22 protein-coding genes and 2 pseudogenes are annotated in these 18,718 nt (G+C 58.8%); 17 read left to right on the top strand and 7 right to left on the bottom strand.

Going from position 1 to position 18,718, the window contains the following annotated elements; all coding sequences use genetic code 11:
• Positions 1-39 precede the first annotated feature (39 nt).
• A pseudogene (locus PMI27_RS31995) lies at positions 40-174 on the bottom strand (LysR family transcriptional regulator); the annotation flags it as partial.
• On the opposite strand from PMI27_RS31995, the pseudogene PMI27_RS26030 reads away from it, so the two are divergent.
• Together PMI27_RS26030 and PMI27_RS26025 are read left to right on the top strand one after the other, a co-directional pair.
• Positions 169-384, top strand: a pseudogene (locus tag PMI27_RS26030) (polysaccharide deacetylase family protein); the annotation flags it as partial. The pseudogenes PMI27_RS31995 and PMI27_RS26030 overlap by 6 nt on opposite strands.
• Before the next feature lie 119 nt (positions 385-503).
• Entirely contained in the window at positions 504-746 is a 243-nt protein-coding gene (locus tag PMI27_RS26025) for a DUF1652 domain-containing protein (RefSeq protein ID WP_008154537.1), read from the top strand.
• Here the strand turns inward: PMI27_RS26025 and PMI27_RS26020 are convergent.
• Positions 743-1,627, bottom strand: a complete 885-nt coding sequence (locus PMI27_RS26020) for a LysR family transcriptional regulator (RefSeq protein WP_008154539.1) — start codon at positions 1,625-1,627, stop codon at positions 743-745. The two genes, PMI27_RS26025 and PMI27_RS26020, sit on opposite strands and share 4 nt — an antisense overlap.
• A 127-nt stretch (positions 1,628-1,754) precedes the next feature.
• On the opposite strand from PMI27_RS26020, the gene PMI27_RS26015 reads away from it, so the two are divergent.
• The 9 genes from PMI27_RS26015 (at position 1,755) to PMI27_RS25975 (ending at position 10,072) form a co-directional block, all read left to right on the top strand.
• A complete protein-coding gene (locus PMI27_RS26015; protein ID WP_008154541.1) occupies positions 1,755-2,903 on the top strand; it encodes a muconate cycloisomerase family protein in 1,149 nt (382 codons plus the stop codon).
• 10 nt (positions 2,904-2,913) lie between these two features.
• Positions 2,914-3,204 carry a muconolactone Delta-isomerase gene (gene catC, locus PMI27_RS26010; RefSeq protein WP_008154543.1) on the top strand — a complete coding sequence of 97 codons (291 nt, stop codon included), beginning with the start codon at positions 2,914-2,916 and terminating at the stop codon, positions 3,202-3,204.
• A gap of 55 nt (positions 3,205-3,259) precedes the next feature.
• On the top strand, positions 3,260-4,189 hold the full coding sequence (catA, locus tag PMI27_RS26005) for a catechol 1,2-dioxygenase (protein ID WP_008154545.1): 930 nt from the start codon (positions 3,260-3,262) through the stop codon (positions 4,187-4,189).
• A 121-nt stretch (positions 4,190-4,310) separates the two neighbouring features.
• The gene (locus PMI27_RS26000) at positions 4,311-5,270 is read left to right on the top strand and encodes an AraC family transcriptional regulator (protein ID WP_008154547.1); all 960 of its coding nucleotides are present in this window, start codon (positions 4,311-4,313) and stop codon (positions 5,268-5,270) included.
• 273 nt (positions 5,271-5,543) lie between these two features.
• A complete protein-coding gene (gene benA / locus PMI27_RS25995; RefSeq protein ID WP_008154551.1) occupies positions 5,544-6,908 on the top strand; it encodes a benzoate 1,2-dioxygenase large subunit in 1,365 nt (454 codons plus the stop codon).
• A complete protein-coding gene (benB, locus tag PMI27_RS25990; RefSeq protein WP_008154552.1) occupies positions 6,905-7,393 on the top strand; it encodes a benzoate 1,2-dioxygenase small subunit in 489 nt (162 codons plus the stop codon). The genes benA and benB overlap by 4 nt, the downstream gene beginning before the upstream one ends.
• A gap of 10 nt (positions 7,394-7,403) precedes the next feature.
• Positions 7,404-8,417 carry a benzoate 1,2-dioxygenase electron transfer component BenC gene (gene benC / locus PMI27_RS25985; protein WP_008154554.1) on the top strand — a complete coding sequence of 338 codons (1,014 nt, stop codon included), beginning with the start codon at positions 7,404-7,406 and terminating at the stop codon, positions 8,415-8,417.
• Between the two features lie 140 nt (positions 8,418-8,557).
• The gene (locus tag PMI27_RS25980; protein ID WP_008154556.1) at positions 8,558-9,331 is read left to right on the top strand and encodes a 1,6-dihydroxycyclohexa-2,4-diene-1-carboxylate dehydrogenase; all 774 of its coding nucleotides are present in this window, start codon (positions 8,558-8,560) and stop codon (positions 9,329-9,331) included.
• Positions 9,332-9,373: 42 nt separating this feature from the next.
• On the top strand, positions 9,374-10,072 hold the full coding sequence (locus PMI27_RS25975) for an alpha/beta hydrolase (RefSeq protein WP_008154560.1): 699 nt from the start codon (positions 9,374-9,376) through the stop codon (positions 10,070-10,072).
• A gap of 6 nt (positions 10,073-10,078) precedes the next feature.
• Here PMI27_RS25975 and PMI27_RS25970 read toward each other — a convergent pair whose 3' ends face one another.
• Positions 10,079-10,441, bottom strand: coding sequence for an NUDIX hydrolase (locus PMI27_RS25970; RefSeq protein ID WP_008154562.1), 363 nt, complete (start codon positions 10,439-10,441; stop codon positions 10,079-10,081).
• Positions 10,442-10,652: 211 nt separating this feature from the next.
• Here PMI27_RS25970 and PMI27_RS25965 point away from each other — a divergent pair, with 211 nt between their 5' ends.
• Positions 10,653-10,856, top strand: a complete 204-nt coding sequence (locus PMI27_RS25965) for a hypothetical protein (protein WP_008154564.1) — start codon at positions 10,653-10,655, stop codon at positions 10,854-10,856.
• A 57-nt stretch (positions 10,857-10,913) separates the two neighbouring features.
• Here PMI27_RS25965 and osmE read toward each other — a convergent pair whose 3' ends face one another.
• Positions 10,914-11,270: an osmotically-inducible lipoprotein OsmE gene (osmE, locus tag PMI27_RS25960; RefSeq protein WP_008154566.1), complete on the bottom strand. Its 357-nt coding sequence runs from the start codon at positions 11,268-11,270 to the stop codon at positions 10,914-10,916.
• A 14-nt stretch (positions 11,271-11,284) separates the two neighbouring features.
• Entirely contained in the window at positions 11,285-11,524 is a 240-nt protein-coding gene (locus PMI27_RS25955) for a hypothetical protein (protein ID WP_008154567.1), read from the bottom strand.
• Between the two features lie 169 nt (positions 11,525-11,693).
• Here PMI27_RS25955 and PMI27_RS25950 point away from each other — a divergent pair, with 169 nt between their 5' ends.
• The 5 genes from PMI27_RS25950 to PMI27_RS25930 all read left to right on the top strand — a co-directional run bounded on the left by PMI27_RS25950 (position 11,694) and on the right by PMI27_RS25930 (position 15,763).
• Entirely contained in the window at positions 11,694-11,912 is a 219-nt protein-coding gene (locus PMI27_RS25950) for a hypothetical protein (protein WP_008154569.1), read from the top strand.
• Between the two features lie 70 nt (positions 11,913-11,982).
• The gene (locus tag PMI27_RS25945; RefSeq protein WP_008154572.1) at positions 11,983-12,318 is read left to right on the top strand and encodes a hypothetical protein; all 336 of its coding nucleotides are present in this window, start codon (positions 11,983-11,985) and stop codon (positions 12,316-12,318) included.
• Positions 12,319-12,522: 204 nt separating this feature from the next.
• Positions 12,523-13,812 (top strand): NAD(P)/FAD-dependent oxidoreductase, encoded by a 1,290-nt coding sequence (locus tag PMI27_RS25940; RefSeq protein WP_008154575.1) that lies wholly within the window; start codon positions 12,523-12,525, stop codon positions 13,810-13,812.
• A gap of 25 nt (positions 13,813-13,837) precedes the next feature.
• Complete coding sequence (locus PMI27_RS25935) at positions 13,838-14,392, top strand: helix-turn-helix domain-containing protein (protein WP_008154577.1); 555 nt, start codon at positions 13,838-13,840, stop codon at positions 14,390-14,392.
• Positions 14,393-14,416: 24 nt separating this feature from the next.
• Complete coding sequence (locus PMI27_RS25930; protein WP_008154579.1) at positions 14,417-15,763, top strand: glutamine synthetase family protein; 1,347 nt, start codon at positions 14,417-14,419, stop codon at positions 15,761-15,763.
• A 220-nt stretch (positions 15,764-15,983) separates the two neighbouring features.
• Here PMI27_RS25930 and PMI27_RS25925 read toward each other — a convergent pair whose 3' ends face one another.
• Entirely contained in the window at positions 15,984-16,616 is a 633-nt protein-coding gene (locus PMI27_RS25925; RefSeq protein ID WP_008154581.1) for a response regulator, read from the bottom strand.
• Between the two features lie 32 nt (positions 16,617-16,648).
• Entirely contained in the window at positions 16,649-18,016 is a 1,368-nt protein-coding gene (locus PMI27_RS25920; protein WP_008154583.1) for a cache domain-containing protein, read from the bottom strand.
• Positions 18,017-18,718: the final 702 nt, after the last annotated feature.

Consider the following 18,718-nt stretch of genomic DNA (forward strand, 5'->3'; position numbering starts at 1 on the left):
TGATCCGGGGGGAGCCTTCAGTGCTCGCCCGGGATCGCTTTATTCCGCTCGCGGAAGTAACTCATCAATCATCTGCAAGCAATGATTCAACCCCGGCGATACGTCACCCACGCGCCTGCTGAGAGTAATCGGCGAGGTCGCGTTCTCTTCCAAAAGCGCAGTGAAACCGATGTCAATCGCTACACCACCCGGCATACTCGTGAATACCTGCAAATCCTCCTCGACAGTGCACAGGCTACCGGTGTGAAAACCGCAGAAAAGCCGTTTTACGACGACACGGCAGCGCTGCAACGGGCCGCCATGGTGCGTACCGTTCGCGACAGTTCACAGCCGGTTGAGTTACCGGGGCTCTGGAATTGGATCTGGGGTGGGGATTCTCACTGAAAGGTCGCCAAAGTGAGAAACAGCTAACACTTATTTTGAGCTTTGGCAGGCGCAGGATTTGAAAAGCCCATCTATGCTGAGCAAGTTGGATCCGATTTCCTGCCACGGAGGCGTCAGTCATGGTTTCAGTTCCTGAGCTTTGCCGCATTGTTGAGTCCGGTTTTCAACCGCTTTCCTGTGCCTGCACGGTGAATCCCGACGGAACGTTACGGATCAAGGTCTACGAACCCGCCGCCGGGCGCATTGATCTGTTGATTACCGGTGTATCACCCGAACGGCTGACTACCGTTCGTGATGTCTCCAATCTGATTGGCGAGTTGCGCATTGAGATGCGCGCCGGTCGTCGGGCGTTTGCCGGCTAGGCCCGCGGCTGCAGTTCATCAATCATCTGCAAGCAATGATTCAATCCCGGCGATACGTCGCCCACGCGCCTGCTGAGAATGATCGGCGAGGTCGCGTTGTCCTCCAGCAGCGGCGTGAAACCAATGTCGTCGCGGTGCAGCAACTGCACCGAGGCCGGCACCAGGGTGACGCCGATTCCCGCTCCCACCAGACCGATGGCTGTTTGCAGCTCGTTGGTCCATTGCGCCACATGAATGCTCACGCCATAGGATTCGAACAACGCGATCACATGGTCGGCGTAGCTGGGGCGTGGGTTGCCGGGGTACAGCACGAAGGGTTCTTTCGCCAATTCGCGAAGGCTGATCGGCCCGGCCAGTAATGGGTGACCGGCGGGCAGGGCGGCGACCAGTCGGTCTTCGGTCAATACAGTCTGGATGATCGCCGGGTCGTCGATGCGGATTCGGCCGAAACCGATATCGATGCGCCCGGCCTTGAGCGCCTGCACTTGTTGCAGCGTGGTCATTTCCGAGAGCCCCAGTTCAAGCTCCAGGGGCTCGCCGCTGCGCAAACGGCGAATCAGTTCCGGCAGCACGCCGTAGAGCGTCGACGGGGCGAAACCGATGCCCAGCCAGGTCTTTTCGCCCAGACCGATCCGCCGCGTGTTGTCGCACACCTTGCTCAGTTGCTCGAGCAGGGCGGTGGAGTGCTCATGGAAAAACCGCCCGGCATCGGTCAGCTTCAGCGGCCGCCCGCGTTCCAGCAACAACACCCCGAGTTCATCCTCCAGTTGCTGCATCTGCCGGCTCAGTGGCGGCTGGGCGATGTGCAGCAGTTCAGCGGCACGGGTGAAATTGAGGGTTTGAGCCAATACCTGAAAATACCGCAGGTGACGCAGTTCCATGGGGCCTCCAGTCGCAAGTCGGTTGCATACCTTAAAGGTATCAAGTCAGACCAATTCTATATTGGCTTCCCGAAAAAAGCCGTACCAGAATCGGTTCCAGAACTTTAAGAACCTGACAGGTATCGACATGCTTGCAACAGCCATTGAATCGATCGAGACGATCATCGTCGATCTGCCGACCATCCGCCCGCACAAGCTGGCGATGCACACCATGCAGAACCAGACCCTGGTGATCATTCGCGTGCGCTGTGCCGACGGCATTGAAGGTGTTGGCGAATCCACCACCATCGGTGGCCTGGCCTATGGCAACGAAAGCCCTGACAGCATCAAGACCAACATCGACAAACACTTCGCGCCGCTGCTGCTGGGCCAGGACAGCGCCAACGTGAATGCCGCGATGTTGCGCCTGGAGCGCAGCATCCGGGGCAACACGTTCGCTAAATCAGGTATCGAAACCGCCTTGCTCGACGCTCAGGGAAAACGCCTTGGGCTGCCGGTCAGCGAGTTGCTGGGAGGCCGCGTTCGCGATGCCCTGCCAGTGGCGTGGACCCTGGCCAGTGGCGACACCGGCAAGGACATCGCCGAAGCGGAAAAAATGCTCGACCTGCGCCGCCACCGGATCTTCAAACTGAAAATCGGTGCCGGCGAAGTCAACCGCGACCTGGCTCACGTTATTGCAATCAAGAAAGCCTTGGGCGATCGCGCCAGCGTGCGGGTCGATGTCAATCAGGCCTGGGATGAAGCGGTCGCGTTGCGCGCCTGCCGGATCCTGGGAACCAACGGCATCGACCTGATCGAACAGCCGATCTCGCGCAACAACCGGGCCGGCATGGCGCGCCTGAACGCCATGAGCCCGGCGCCAATCATGGCCGACGAATCCATCGAATGCGTGGAGGATGCGTTCAACCTGGCCCGTGAAGGCGCGGCCTCGGTGTTCGCCCTGAAAATCGCCAAGAACGGCGGCCCGCGCGCCGTGTTGCGAACCGCCGCCATAGCCGAAGCGGCCGGTATCGGCCTGTATGGCGGCACTATGCTCGAAGGTGGCATCGGCACCCTGGCCTCGGCCCATGCCTTTGTCACGCTGAACAAACTGGCGTGGGACACCGAGCTGTTCGGCCCGTTGCTGCTGACTGAAGACATTCTCAGCGAGCCGCTGGTCTATCGCGATTTTGAGTTGCACGTGCCGAAAACACCGGGGCTGGGCCTGAACCTCGATGAAGAACGTCTGGCGTTCTTCCGTCGAGACAAAACCTCTACTGCCATTCATCAAGCCTGAGGAGAGCATTATGCTGTTCCACGTAAAAATGACCGTGAACCTGCCGGTCGATATGAATCCGCAAGCAGCCGCCCAATTGAAGGCTGACGAAAAAGCTTTGGCCCAGCGCCTGCAAGAGCAAGGCAAGTGGCGTCACCTGTGGCGCATCGCCGGGCACTATGCCAATTACAGCGTTTTCGACGTCGACAGCGTGCAGGAGCTGCACGACCTGCTCATGCAATTGCCGCTGTTTCCGTACATGGCGATCGAGGTCGAGGCGATGTGCCGGCATCCTTCTTCCATTCGCGAGGATGACCGCTGAACCCAGCCTGTTCAGTTCGCTACGCTAATAATTACAAGATGAGGAACCCACCAAAATGAACGTCAAGATTTCCCACACTGCCAGTGTCCAAAAGTTTCTCGAAGAGGCCAGCGGCCTGCTCAACGACGCCGGCGACCCGCGGGTCAAGGCCCTGGTCTACCGCATCCTGCGTGATTCGGTGAACATCATCGAAGACCTGGCCGTGACCCCGGAAGAGTTCTGGAAAGCCGTCAACTACCTCAACGTGCTGGGTGCGCGTCAAGAGGCCGGGTTGGTGGTGGCCGGGCTCGGTCTGGAGCATTACCTCGACCTGCTGATGGACGCCGAAGATGAACAGGCCGGCAAGGCCGGCGGCACACCGCGGACCATCGAAGGCCCTCTGTACGTGGCGGGTGCGCCGCTGTCGGAAGGCGAAGCGCGACTCGATGACGGCGTCGATCCGGGTGTGGTGCTGTTCATGCAGGGCCAGGTCAAGAACACCGCCGGCGAACCATTGGCCGGTGCAGTAGTGGATGTCTGGCACGCCAACACCGGCGGCACTTACTCCTATTTCGATACCACCCAGTCGGAGTTCAACCTGCGTCGTCGTATCGTCACCGATGCCGAGGGGCGTTATCGCTTCCGCAGCATCGTGCCGTCGGGCTATGGCTGCCCGCCGGACGGTCCGACCCAGCAACTGCTCGATCAACTGGGCCGTCATGGTCAACGGCCGGCGCACATTCACTTCTTCATCTCCGCGCCGGATCATCGTCACCTGACCACCCAGATCAACCTCGATGGCGATCAATACCTGCACGACGACTTCGCGTATGCCACCCGTGACGAGCTGATTGCCAAAATCACCTTCAGCGACGATCCACAGCGCGCAGCGGCGCACGGTGTCAGCGGTCGTTTTGCCGAAATCGACTTCGATTTCACCTTGCAGACCTCCGCGCAACCCGACGAGCAGCAACGCCACGAGCGGGTCCGCGCACTGGAGGACTGATATCCTCGAACAACGGAACCGGGCCACGAGATAACCGACCGTTTATCTCGTGGTCTTCGGCGTTTCGATCATTGCCCTGGATTGGCCCGACGCAACCTATAACAACAATGAGAGTGACCCGATGATGCAAGCGCAACTGTTGAGTCAGCGCAGCACCGTATTCGACCATGCCGACCCTTACGCGGTGTCGGGCTACGTCAATCAGCATGTCGGTAACCATTGCATTTTGATGCCCCGGGCCGGGCGACCGCTGGCCAGCCTCAATCACCGCAAGTTTGCCAGCCTCGATTTGTGCCGCATCAGCTATGGCGGCAGCGTGCGGGTTACTTCCGGTGCGCTGGAAAGCATCTATCACCTGCAAGTGTTGCTGCGCGGAAACTGCCTGTGGCGCGGTCATGGCCAGGAACACTACTTCGCACCCGGCGAGTTGCTGCTGATCAATCCCGATGATCCGGTGGACCTGACGTACTCCGACGATTGCGAAAAATTCATTCTGAAAGTCCCCACCTCGTTGCTGGAATCCGTGTGCGATGAGCAGCGCTGGCGGTATCCGGGGCAGGGCGTGCGGTTTCTGGAAAACCGATATCAACTCAATGAACTGGAAGGCTTTGTCGGTCTGCTGGCGATGATTTGCCAGGAAGCCGAGGCCACCGAGCAGATTCCCAGGGTGCAGGAGCACTACGCTCAGATCATCGTCAGCAAGATGCTCAGCCTGATGAAGACCAACGTCAGCCGGATCAGTCTTGGCTCACAGACGGCCACGTTCGAGGTGATTGCCGATTACATCGCGGGCCACCTCAAACAGGACATCGACAGCGAAGAACTGGCGCGCCAGGCGCGGATGAGTCTGCGCTCGTTGTACGGATTGTTCGAACGCAACGCCGGCACCACACCGAAAAACTACATCCGGCAAAAACGCCTTGAGCGCATCAACGCCTGCCTGAGCGACCCGACGTGCAACGTGCGTAATGTCACGGAAGTGGCGATGGATTATGGCTTCTTACACTTGGGCCGTTTCTCCGACAGCTACCGCAAACAGTTTGGCGAACTGCCGTCGGACACCCTCAAACGCCGCCACTGACCTCGCAAACACCACCCATCCCTGTGGGAGCATGGCTTGCCCGTGATGAGGCCGGCAGGTTCACGATTGATGTCGCCTGACACGACGCCATCGCGAGCAAGCTTTGCTCCTACACCGGATCAGCGGTGGACTGTATTCCCGCAAACGCCATCCACTCCCATAAAAAATCCCATTGCACAAAACGGATAAAGGTCTGCACCCAGCGGATAGTCCACCCCATTGCCCCGTCCTAGCATGAGCCTTGCCTGAACAATAACAATGGAGGCGGCGGCCATGACCCTGCGACCCGAATATCTTCAATCCCTGCTTGAGGACGATCCAGAACAAGGCATCTACCGCTGCAAGCGCGAGATGTTCACCGACCCGCGGCTGTTCGATCTCGAGATGCAGCACATCTTCGAAGGCAACTGGCTGTACCTGGCCCACGAAAGCCAGATCCCCAACAAAAACGACTTCTACACCACCACCATGGGGCGCCAGTCGATCTTCATCGCGCGCAACAAGGACGGTGAGCTCAATGCGTTCCTCAACGCCTGCAGCCATCGCGGTGCGACACTGTGCCGGCACAAGTCCGGCAACAAAAGTTCGTACACCTGCCCATTCCATGGCTGGACCTTCAACAACTCCGGCAAGCTGCTCAAGGTCAAGGATCCGGCCGAAGCGGGCTACCCGGCGAGCTTCAACTGCGAAGGCTCCCACGACCTGACCAAAGTCGCGCGTTTCGAGTCATATCGCGGTTTCCTGTTTGGCAGCCTCAAGGCCGACGTAGTCCCGCTGGTTGAACACCTGGGCGAGTCGGCGAAGATCATCGACATGATCGTCGACCAGTCCACCGATGGCCTGGAAGTGCTGCGCGGTTCCTCCAGCTACATCTACGAAGGCAACTGGAAGCTCACCGCCGAAAACGGCGCCGACGGCTATCACGTCAGCTCCGTGCACTGGAACTACGCCGCCACCCAGAACCAGCGCAAGCAGCGCGAGGCCGGCGATTGCAACCCGACCATGAGTGCCGGCAGCTGGGCCAAGCAGGGCGGCGGTTTCTACTCTTTCGACAAGGGTCACATGTTGCTCTGGACCCGTTGGGCCAACCCTGAAGATCGCCCGCTGTACGAGCGTCGTGATGAGTTGGCCCAGGACTTCGGCAAGGCCCGTGCCGACTGGATGATCGAGAACTCGCGCAACCTGTGCCTGTACCCGAACGTGTACCTGATGGACCAGTTCAGTTCGCAGATCCGTATCGCCAGGCCGATCTCGGTCAACCGCACGGAAATCACCATTTACTGCATCGCCCCCAAAGGCGAAAGCGACCACGCCCGTTCGAGCCGGATTCGTCAGTACGAGGATTTCTTCAACGTCAGCGGCATGGCCACCCCGGATGATCTGGAAGAGTTTCGTTCCTGCCAGACCAGTTATCAGGGCAGCGTGACCGCCTGGAACGACATGTCCCGTGGCGCCGAACACTGGATCGAAGGCGCCGATGAGGCGGCCAAGGAAATCGACCTGCATCCGCTGCTCAGCGGTGTGCGCACCGAAGACGAAGGCCTGTTCGTGCTGCAACACAAGTATTGGCAGCAGACCATGCTCAAGGCCTTGGCCACCGAGCAGTCCGAACTGATTCCTGTGGAGGCCGTGCAATGACCATCACCTATGACGCCGTGCGTGATTTTCTCTACCGTGAAGCGCGCTACCTCGACGACCGGCAGTGGGACGAATGGCTGGAGCTGTACGCCCCGGACGCGACGTTCTGGATGCCATCCTGGGACGACAACGACGAGCTGACAGAAGACCCGCAACGGGAAATTTCGCTGATCTGGTACGGCAATCGCACCGGTCTGGAAGACCGCGTCTTCCGCATCAAGACCGAGCGTTCCAGCGCCACCATGCCGGACACCCGCACCTCGCACAACATCAGCAACATCGAGCTGCTCGAACAGGCCGATGGCTTGTGCAACGTGCGCTTCAACTGGCACACCCTGAGCTTTCGCTACAAGACCGTCGACAGCTATTTCGGCAGCAGTTTCTACACCCTCGATGTGCGCGGTGAAAACCCGCTGATCAAGGCCAAGAAAGTGATCCTGAAGAACGATTACGTTCGCCAGGTCATCGATGTCTACCACCTGTGAGGCAGCGGTCATGACTCATTCCATCGCATTCAATTTCGAAGACGGCGTCACCCGATTCATCGACGCCAATGTCGGCGAAACCGTGGCCGATGCCGCGTATCGCCAAGGCATCAATATTCCACTGGATTGCCGCGACGGCGCCTGCGGTACCTGCAAGTGCTTCGCCGAGGCCGGCCGTTATGATTTGGGCGAGGAGTACATCGAAGATGCGCTCAGCGCGGAAGAGGCCGAGCAAGGTTTTGTCCTGACCTGCCAGATGCGCGCCCAGAGCGATTGCGTGGTGCGCGTGCCGACCTCATCCGAGGTGTGCCGCACCCGCCAGGCCAGTTACGACGCGACCATCAGTGCCGTGCGCCAGTTGTCCGACAGCACCATCGCGCTGTCGATCAAGGGCGAGGCGCTGAGCAAACTGGCGTTCCTGCCGGGGCAATACGTGAACCTAGGGATTCCCGGCAGCGAGCAGACCCGCGCCTATTCATTCAGCTCGTTGCAGCGCAACGGCGAAGTCAGTTTCCTGATCCGCAACGTGCCCGGCGGCTTGATGAGCAGCTTCCTCACCGGCATGGCCAAGGCCGGTGACAGCATGAGCCTGGCCGGGCCGTTGGGCAGTTTCTATCTGCGCGACATTCGCCGTCCGTTGTTGCTGCTGGCCGGCGGTACGGGGCTGGCACCATTCACCGCGATGCTGGAAAAAATCGCCGAGCAGGGCAGTGAACATCCTTTGCATTTGATCTACGGCGTGACCAACGATTTCGATCTGGTGGAAATGGATCGACTCGAAGCCTTTGCCGCACGAATCCCGAACTTCAGCTTCAGTGCCTGCGTCGCCAACCCGGACAGTCAGCACCCGCTCAAGGGCTATGTGACCCAACACATCGAGCCGCAGCATTTGAACGAAGGCGACGTCGATGTCTACCTGTGCGGCCCGCCGCCGATGGTCGAAGCGGTCAGCCAGTTCATCCGCGAAAAAGGCATCGCGCCGACAAACTTTTACTACGAGAAATTTGCCGCCAGCGCGGCGTAAGCATTCTCTGCGGCATTGTCCCTGTAGGAGCTGTCGAGTGAAACGAGGCTGCGATCTTTAATAAGGGCGACATCAAAAGATCGCAGCCTCGTTTCACTCGACAGCTCCTACGGAGGGGGTGGCGCAAACACGAGGTGGGTATGAACAGATTTCACGAAAAAGTCGCGCTGATCACCGGCGCAGCCCAAGGCATCGGTCGGCGCGTTGCCGAGCGCATGGCGGCGGAAGGTGCGCGGTTGATTCTGGTCGATCGCTCCGAGCTGGTGTTCGAGGTTCAGCAGCAATTGGGGCAGGGCAGCCAGGTGCTCGCGCTGACCGCCGATCTTGAGCAATACAGCGAATGCAGCCGCGTCATGCAAACCGCCGTCGAGCGTTTCGGGCGTCTGGATGTGCTGGTCAATAATGTGGGCGGGACGATCTGGACCAAGCCTTTTGAGCATTACGAAGCGTCGCAGATCGAGGCCGAAGTGCGCCGTTCGCTGTTCCCGACGCTGTGGTGCTGTCATGCCGCGCTGCCGTTCATGCTTGAGCAGGGCAGCGGCGCCATCGTCAACGTTTCGTCCATCGCTACGCGCAGTGTCAATCGCGTGCCGTACGGTGCGGCGAAGGGTGGGGTCAACGCGCTGACCGCTTGCCTGGCCTTCGAAACCGCCGGTCGCGGGATTCGGGTCAATGCCACCGCGCCCGGTGGTACCGAAGCGCCGCCGCGGGTCATTCCGCGCAACAGCGCCGATCAGAGCGAGCAAGAGAAGGTCTGGTATCAGCAGATTGTCGACCAGACGCTCGACAGCAGTTTGATGAAGCGCTATGGCACGCTGGATGAGCAGGCAAGCGCTATTCTGTTTCTGGCCAGCGACGAAGCGTCTTATATCACCGGCATGATCATGCCGGTCGGTGGCGGCGACCAGGGCTGACGCGACTTGCCAACAACCCCATCCTCAATCGGAGTCATCGCAATGAGCGACAAACCCACGATCGTGCTGGTCCATGGTTTTTGGGGCGGCGCTGCCCACTGGAACAAGGTCATCGCCGAGTTGATTCACAAGGGCATTACGAACATCCGCGCTGTGGAGATGCCGCTGACTTCATTGGCAGACGATGCAGAGCGCACGCGCAAGATGCTCGCTCAAGTGTCGGGACCCGTGTTGTTGGTGGGGCACTCCTATGGCGGCGCGGTGATCACCGAGGCCGGCGATCAGCCGAACGTGGTGGGGTTGGTGTACATCGCTGCCTTCGCGCCGGACGCCGGTGAAAGTCCCGGCGGCATCACGCAACGGCATCCACCCGCTGCGGCGGCCAACCTGGCTCCCGACAGCGACGGTTATCTGTGGGTCAAGCCTGAGCTCTATCACGAAAGCTTCTGCCAGGACCTGCCCGCGACCGAAGGGTTGGTGATGGGCATCACCCAGAAAGCGCCGCTGGCCAGCACCTTCGGCGACACCATTACCACGGTGGCGTGGAAGAAGAAGCCGTCGTGGTATCAGGTTTCTGCGGATGACAGGATGATCTCACCGCAAAATCAGCAATGGATGGCGGGGCGGCTGAACGCCAGGGAGATCCTGACCCTGAACGCCAGCCATGCGTCCCTGGCTTCGATGCCGGTCGAGATTGCTGCGTTCATCGATAAGGCCGCGACGGCGTTGGCCGCAGGATAGAGAGCCTTACAGGCGACGCTGAAACGCTTTGATAATTCTGAGCGTGGCGTCGCTGGTGTTCAGGTTCTGGACCGCGTCCAGCGGATACCAGATGCAATCAAAAATTTCGTTTTGCGGGCGGGCCTCATCCGCGTTCGCCACTGAGGCCTCGTAAACATGGTGCCGGGTGCTACCCGTTTGCAACTCCATCAGGTACAGCAACCCGTCGACCCCAAGCCCAGTCTCTTCCTCAAGCTCTCGCGTGGCGGCGTCGGCAATGGCTTCACCACGCTCAACCTTTCCGCCGGGCAGCATCCAGCGACTCCTTGGCTTGCGCACCAGGAGAATGTGCCGGTCTTGCTCGCAAATGACGGTCGCGCGTACTTTCATGTGTTACCTGATTGCTGTTTGTCATAAATCAGTCATAAAAATGCAATATTCGAGCCGATGTGTCTGTCTCAATGGTTGGAGTGATGAACGAGGCTGAAAGTGCAACCGGGTGCCGAAATCCTGGCGCGACGTCTGGTTGGCACTTCATGGAAGGTCGGGTGTAAGGTATTCAAGTGAATCCAGGATCATCACTGCCGAAATGGAGGTGACTATGAGCGTTCCGATGCTGACCAAAATGCACATGAATGGTTATGACGTACTCAGCGTGAACAACGGCCCGTGGCGGGTGTGCACCAAAGGTGACCGGCTTGGAGCCTTTGGCAGTAGAGAGGAAGCACTGGCTTTTGCGGCCGCTCTTCCCGGCTACAAGGCCAAGGCAAGTCGGCCTGCACGCAGCCAGAAATCAGATAAATAGCGCACTTGCAGCCCCGGTTCGCCGGGGCTTTTCTTTGCTGGGCGCTGAGGTCCCGGGCTAATAACCGCCACCACCACCGGTGCTGCGGGAGGGCTCTCGGGCTTTTTGCTGCGCGTTACTCCATTCCGCGCAGGTCATGAAGCTTTTATGGTCGACCTTGCCCCTGCCATCGAAACTGACGTTGTACGTTTGCTGATGGCCGGCCTGCTTCAGCTTGTAGTCAAAGCAAGTGCCAGGCTCAACGGTGCGATCCGTTATGGATAAAGGCTGGCCGCCAATCTGCTGGACTTGATCCTTGCTCATGCCGGTCTCGACCTTTGCGACCAGCGGCTGATCCCGATAGACACGCGATTCGGTGCTGCAGCCACCCGACGCGACCAGTACAACGACCAGCGCGCATAGAGGCTTGTGCATGGCAAATGCTCCTGCTATTGAGCTTTCGTTCGAGTGATGATCTTGGCTTTCACTTCCTCGGCATAACCCTTCAGTCGTTCTTCATCTCCCTGAAACAACTCGCACAGCTTCAGGGTTGCTTGCGCATCCACGTCATTGCCGGCCAGGCGTAGCTGCTCTGCGATGCGCAAAAGCTCTACCGCTGACCATCTCAAATCCGACGCAACACCTTGCAGGTCGCGCCGAAGATCGTTTTCAGATTCGTTAAGCCACATGATGACCTCCTGCCAATCTCCGCTACGAAATTTTAGTCCCATTTCCCGGGTCAGGGCGTTTTGTTCGTCTGGACTGTTGGTGCCGCCTTTTGTCGGAAAATGTGCGCGAACCCGCAGATCTGATGTCGTAGTGAGGTAGTGAATTTTTGCTAGGGCGAGGCAACTTCAAATGACGGCTACTGATGACTTTAGATTTCATGCCCATGAGCTGATCGTTGATCTGGACGCGGCCACCACGGAAATGATGAAACTGATATCTGCACATCAGCTGAGCGGCCCGGAATGGGAGCGGGTCACTCAATGGCAGCATGAAGCGTACGAAAGATGGATGACTTATCTGAACGAGAGGTCGTATCCCAATCCCGGCGATCAAAACGCTCCTTGCTGAGTTCAGTGCAACGGATGGATGTCTGGACAGCGACACGCTACATTCCTCTTTTTCGGGATAAGGAAGCGTCATGCGTAAATTGATTGGGGGCATAGGGTTGGCGTTGCTGGCGGGTTGTTCGTTGCCCGCGTCCCTGGTGCCAGGTGAGCCCAATGTCAGCAAGTACAGCGCCAAGGCGCCAAAAGACTACGCCGCGTGTGTGCTGCCGGCGTGGCAGCGGGAGATACCCAAGACGACCCAATCGGCGATTTCCAATGGCTACCGGGTCACCGCGCCGAGCATCATCACGGCCGACGAGATTGTGGATATCGTGAAATCGAAGGATGGCAGTCACGTATCGCTTTATCAGGGGCCGCCCTGGGCGAAATCAGGGGCGTTGCGTCAGGCAGTGCGTGATTGTCTGTAAGGTTCAGTCGGTGGTACCGGTCACCTGGATGATCGGGACCGGCCGATCAGATTCCGGCCGAACGCGATCACCTCGGTCGTCTGCACATCGATCCCGCCCGGGTTTTCCTGGGCGGGATTTTTTTTGTGCCTTGAACGGTTGTCGCCGTGAAATTTAACGTGTACTTTTTCATGAAATTATAAGTATAAAATTTCATGAGGCCGTATGTTCCAGCAATCTACCCAGCACGTCGCCAGCTATTACGCCCACACCTGCGCGGATCGCTTGGTGGATCGAGCTGTTCTTGAGGGCGAGCAGGACACCGAAGTGTTGATCATCGGGGCCGGCTTCAGTGGGTTACATACGGCGTTGCGCCTGGCCCTGGCCGGTAAGCGTGTGACGTTGCTGGAAGCCAGTCGGGTGGCCTGGGCTGCCTCGGGTCGCAATGGTGGTCAGGCCATTCTCGGTTGGTCGTGTGACATGCCGCCGTTGGAGGCGGCGCTGGGTTATGAGCGTGCGCGCCGGTTATGGGACAGCATGCGTTGGGCTGCCCGGGAGTTGCGAGACTTGCCAGGCCGCCATGGTTTCGATTGTGACTATCGGCCTGGTCACCTCTGGACGTCGGTGATGCCGCGTCGGGTGAGTCTGCTGACAGAATGGCAACACGAGGCCAGCCACAAGTGGGGTCACGATGGTTTGCAGTTCATTTCGCGCGAGGCATTGCCTGATTGGGTCGCCAGTGAGCGTTACCAGGCAGGTCTGTTTGATCCTGAAGGCGGGCATTTGAATCCGCTGAAACTGGCGCTCGGCCTGGCCGCTGCGATTGAACAGGCCGGTGGACGCATTCATGAACAGAGCAAGGCGTTGAGTTATTGCGAAGACGGCGATCGTTACGTGGTCACCACTGAGCGCGGTCGCATTCGCGCCGACGTGCTGGTGCTGGCGTGCAACGCCTACCTTGATCGGCTTGATCCGAAGCTGTCGAGTTGCGTGTTACCGGTTGGCACTTATCAGGTGGCCACCGCGCCACTTTCAGAGCATCAGGCGACCGCGTTGCTACCGAGCAATGTGTGCGTCACCGACAACCAGTTTGTCCTCGATTATTTCCGCCGTACGCCGGACAACCGGCTGCTGTTCGGCGGTGGTTGCACTTACCTGGGCGGCATGCCGAAGGACATCGCCGCTGCGACACGGCCCTGTCTGGAGCGCGTATTTCCCCAACTCAGGGGCGTCGAACTGGACTTTGCCTGGGGAGGACACATCGATCTGACCCTCAAGCGCACGCCTGACATCGGTCGACGTGGCGATTTCTACTGGCTACAGGGTTACTCAGGGCATGGCGTGCTGCCGACGTTGGCCGGGGCGCGTGCCGTGTCCGACGCGATACTTGGCCAGCCGGATGAGCTGGCGTTGTACCAGGGTTTGATCAACGGCAGTTTTCCCGGTGGCAAATACATGGCAGCACCACTGGAAGCCATCGGCAAAGCCTGGTATCGGCTGCGCGACAGCCTTTGAAACATCAATTTCTGGAAGCCTTCAGATGGACATGCAAGAAGAAATCTCGGCGCTGGCGATCCTGATCCAGGACCTGCGCAAACACAAAAAATACACGCTCAAAGAGCTGGCGGACAAAATCGGTCGTTCGGTCGGGTTTCTCTCGCAAGTCGAGCGGGGGTTGTCTCGTCCCACGGTGGCGGACTTGACCGCCATCAGCGAAACACTCGGCGTGCCGACTACCTATTTCTACAGCTTGCCCAAGCCCATGGCATTGCCTTGGGTGACCCGTCCGGATGAGCGACGCACGCTGTATTACGCCGACGGGATTACCGACATCCTCGTCTCTCCGAAGATGAGGGCGTCCTTCTCAATGCTTGAAAGCCAACTGGAGCCCGGCGCCAGCAGTGGTGATCGGCACATGAACGACAGCTCGGAGCAAGGTGGCTATGTCCTCGAGGGTGAGCTGACGTTGTGGCTGGATGACGATAAGCCGGTGACATTGCGCACCGGCGACAGTTTTCAACTGGCCAGTCATACGCATTGTCGCTACGGCAACCTCTCGGATCAGCTCGCCCGGGTGCTTTGGGTTTACACCTGATAAAAACAACAAGGAACACTAACGATGGATGCTGTCTGCTCTGATCTGGTTGCTGAGGTTCGCGCGTTTCGCCAGCGCTTCCCGCAGGTGCGTTACGTTGACCTTATTTCCCTGGATATTCCCGGGCATTTTTACGGCAAACGCTACCCGATAGAAATGCTCGAGAAGGTCGCTGCAGGCAGCGCGCTCAAGCTGCCGCAAAACTGTGTGTTGCTGGGTACGCAGGGCGGTCTGTTCAAAATCGGCGACTACTGTTTTAACGACGGCGACCCGGATGCTCCACGCCGCCTGGTGCCCGGTACGCTCAAGCCCGTGAGCTGGGAAAACCAACCGCTGGGGCAGATGCTGATTACCTCAAGCGGTACTGAAAAGCCTATTGTTTTCGAGCCGCGTGAAGTGTTGGCGCAGGTGCTCGAGCGCCTCGGCCGAAAAGGGATTTTCCCTGTGGTCGCGTTCGAACTGGAGTTTTATCTGTTCGATCGCCAGCTGCGTGACGGCTTGCCACAGTTCCCTCGTGATCAGCTGACGGACGATGCCGATGATCAGCCGAATATGCACATCGAACGGCTGTCGAGATTTTCACCGGTACTCGATGACATGGTCGAGACGGCGCGGGCGCAAGGCATTGATGCCACGGTGATCACTGCGGAGTTGGGCCCTGGCCAGTTCGAGATCAATTTCGGTCACCTTGACGACGGCCTGCGTGCGGCCGACTGGGCAGCCCTGTTCTGCCGCAGCACACGGGGCGTGGCCCTCAAGCACAATCACCGCGCCAGCTTCATGGCAAAACCCTACTTGCAGCACCCCGGTAGCGGCATGCATGTGCATGTGAGCCTTTACGACGAGGCGGGAACCAACCTGTTGGCGGCTAACAATCAGCAGGCGCTGCGCCATGCAGTGGCCGGTTGCCTTGAAGTGTTGCCGCATTGCATGCCGATCTTTGCACCGAATCACAACGCAATGCGGCGCTTGAGCGGCACGGTGAATGTCGCGACGCGCGCCAGTTGGGGCTTCGAAGATCGTGACGCCTGCCTGCGGGTGCCGGAGTCGGACGCGAAGAATCTACGCATCGAACATCGCCTGGCGGGCGCGGATGCCAATCCATATCTGGTGTTGGCGGCGATTCTGGTCGGGCTGGAGCAAGGGCTGGAAGTGGGGCGTGAACCGATTGCATCCCTCAACGAAGATCGTGGCAGCGGAATCGACTTCCCGCTGGAGATGTTGGAGGCCGTGCGTTCGATGCAAAACAACGTGCAATTGCGCGAGGGTTTGGGGGCAGAGTTTGTAGATGTCTACTGCGAAAACAAGCGCCAGGACCATTTGGCATTCCTGCAGGACATCAGTGCACGGGAGTATCGCTGGTACCTCTAAATCAGTCCTTGTCGCTGCTCGTCCATAAAAAATGTGTGGATATTGAATGAGTTAGAAGCTTTAGTAACTGGATGGTGAATCAAAACATCTTGTTACAGGCAGAAATATTAAGTAATATTCGTCCCGCGTTCACCACCACGGTTTATGCATTTTGAGTCCCAGGCGTCCATCAGCTGCCTGGGATTTTTTTTGCCTGAAGTTCGCGACAAATGTATATCCGCTACCGCGAGATGATCCCGTGATCGATCGCGTATTTGACCAGGGCCGCCGGTTTGTCGATGTTGAGTTTGCGACGGATGCTCAGGCGATGGGTTTCTACCGTGCGAACGCTGATGTCCAGTTCGCGGGCCATCTCCTTGTTGTTCAGCCCTTGAGCCATCTTGTACAACACCTGGCTCTCGCGCGGTGTCAGCTCGTTGTCGGTATTTTTATCGGCGATGAGCCGCTGGGCGATCTCGGCGCTGTAGAACGTGCCGCCACTGGCGATGGCTTCGATCGCCGCGATGATTTCCCGCGACGGTGAGTTCTTCAGCACATAGCCGCTGGCCCCCGCGCGAACGGACTCACTCACGTATTCATTATTGTCGTACATGCTGAGCACCAGCACCTTGAGCGACGGGTACTGGCTGCGTAACACCCGGGTCAGCTCGAGCCCGTTCATGTCCCGCAGGCTGATGTCGACCAGCAACAGGTCCGGCTGGCAGCGTCCGACCATTTCAATGGCATCCGCGCCACTCTCGGCTTCGCCCACCACTTCCAGGGGAGGCATGACCGCCAGCAGCGCTTTGATCCCGTCGCGGACCAGGGCGTGATCGTCGACCAGTGCGACGCGGATCGGGTAGGGCAGGTTCATCGCGGGTATTCACTCTTGTTGTAAGGGGTGAGTCAGCGTGTTGTACCGGGCATTTTCATTGGCAGCCAAACGTCCAGTTCGCTTCTTCCCGGCATCGAGATCAGGTCGAATCGTCCACCAAAATGCTCGACACGCTCGCGGATATTACGCAGGCCAATGCCCGCATGACGACGTTCGACCTGGGCGACGTTGAAACCGATACCGTCATCGACCACCGTCAACCGTATGGAATCTTCGGACCCGTGCAGGGTAATGGAGACGTTTTTAGCCTGGGCGTGTCGTTCAATATTGGTCAGGCCTTCTTGCACGATGCGAAACAGCGAGACCGCGGCCCCATCGACCAGGTGACAGTCGAATTCGTTGTCGTTAAAAGTCACCACCAGGCCGCTGCGTTGCTCGAATTCTGCGGCGAGTTGACCGATCGCGGCCGGCAGGCCCAGGGTGTCGAGCAGCGAGGAACGCAGGTCGTGGGAGAGGCTGCGAACTTCGCCAATCGCTTCCCCCAGGCGTTCCGTGGCGTCTCTCAGCGTACTCAAACCCTTGTCGTGTGCTTGCCCATTCTCGAGCAGATGGCTGGCCAGTTCGAACTGAAACTTGATCGAGACCAGTAGCTGGCTGATGCCGTCGTGCAGTTCACGGGAAACCCGTGAGCGCTCTTCCTCTTGCAAGCTGACGATACGCTGGGTCAGGCGCTGCAGTTTTTTGTCGGCCAGACGATGCTCGCTGACGTTGAGCGTCATGCCGCTGGCGAAGACAAACAGCACCGCCACGAGGGCCACTGCGGCAATCGCCAGCATGGTTTTACGAATGCCCTGGGCCACTTCGTCACGCGCCTGCTGGGTCGCGCGTTCAACGTCTTCAAGGTAGATGCCGGTGCCGAGCATCCAGCCCCAACGATCCAGCATCACCACATAGGCGAGCTTGTCGGTCACTTGGCCGGAGGAGGGTTTGTTCCAGGCGTAGCGCTGAAAGCCTTCGCCTGATTGTGCACTTTTGAGCAACGCCTGGATCACGGGCAAACCGTGAGGGTCCTTCATGTCCCACAGGTATTTGCCCACCAGTTCGGACTGGCGCGCGTGCATCAGGCTGCGTCCTTCGTGGTCGTAGACGAAGAAGTAGCCGTTGATGCCAAAGCTGAGTTTGCGCAGTTCTTCCAGCACTTTTTGCTGTGCGTGTTCGTCACCGTGGCCGTCGTCGTACAGAGGTTCGATCAGGCTTTGCGCCATTTCGACGTAGTTTTTAAGTTCTGCGCGTTTGCTGGCCAGAATGCTGTCTTCGATCAGTTGCGCCTGTTGTTCACCCAGTTGGCGGTTCATGGATATCACCAGCGCGCAGATGACGGCGATGGCCAATACCAGCGGCAGAATCCCGAGCGCGACGATTTTGTGTTTGAGCTGCATCTCTGCTCCTGTCCGGACCGAGGGAAGGCGAAGGCCCGGCATCATATGCCAAAGATACGCGCGTCCAGTAGCGGTGCTGGACGGAATGACCTGTGGCTTGGATTCTGTAGGAGCTGAGCTTGCTCGCGATGGCGGCCTGACAGCCGACCATTTTCTTTGAGGTGTACATATCCATTTCTGCGGTAACGGCGGCTAATGGTTTCGCCCTTACGGCGAGTCCCTTTTGGCAAACGCCCCAAAAGGAACCAAAAGGTCTCGCCCCAGCGTCCGGCCCCTCGCTTAGGCTCGGCGTTCCTTCGTTCCGGTATTCATCTGGGGGCATCGCCTCCGGTCGGCTTCGCTTCGACCTCCTCTCGATGTGTGCGGCTTCGCCGCACGGCGCTTCGCGCCTACCCCCCCAGATGAACACCTCCACTCAGCCTCCCGAAGGGGCGGGTGGATCAAGATCAAAAGCTGCAGGCGAGCTAACGCTCGGCCTGTTGAGTGGTGAGAAGCGAAAGGCGAACAACAATCCCCTGTAGGAGCAAAGCTTGCTCGCGATGACGGCCTGACAGCCGACCAATTACTCGCAGGTGTACACCATTCCCCTGTGGGAGCGAGCCTGCTCGCGATGGCGGTATATCAGACGACATCTACGTAGAACTACGTAGAAGCCACGTACGTAGTAACGCGGATTTATTTGTAGACGGCATGCGGGGATAT

This window comes from Pseudomonas sp. GM41(2012), from assembly GCF_000282315.2.
Taxonomy (GTDB): Bacteria; Pseudomonadota; Gammaproteobacteria; order Pseudomonadales; family Pseudomonadaceae; genus Aquipseudomonas.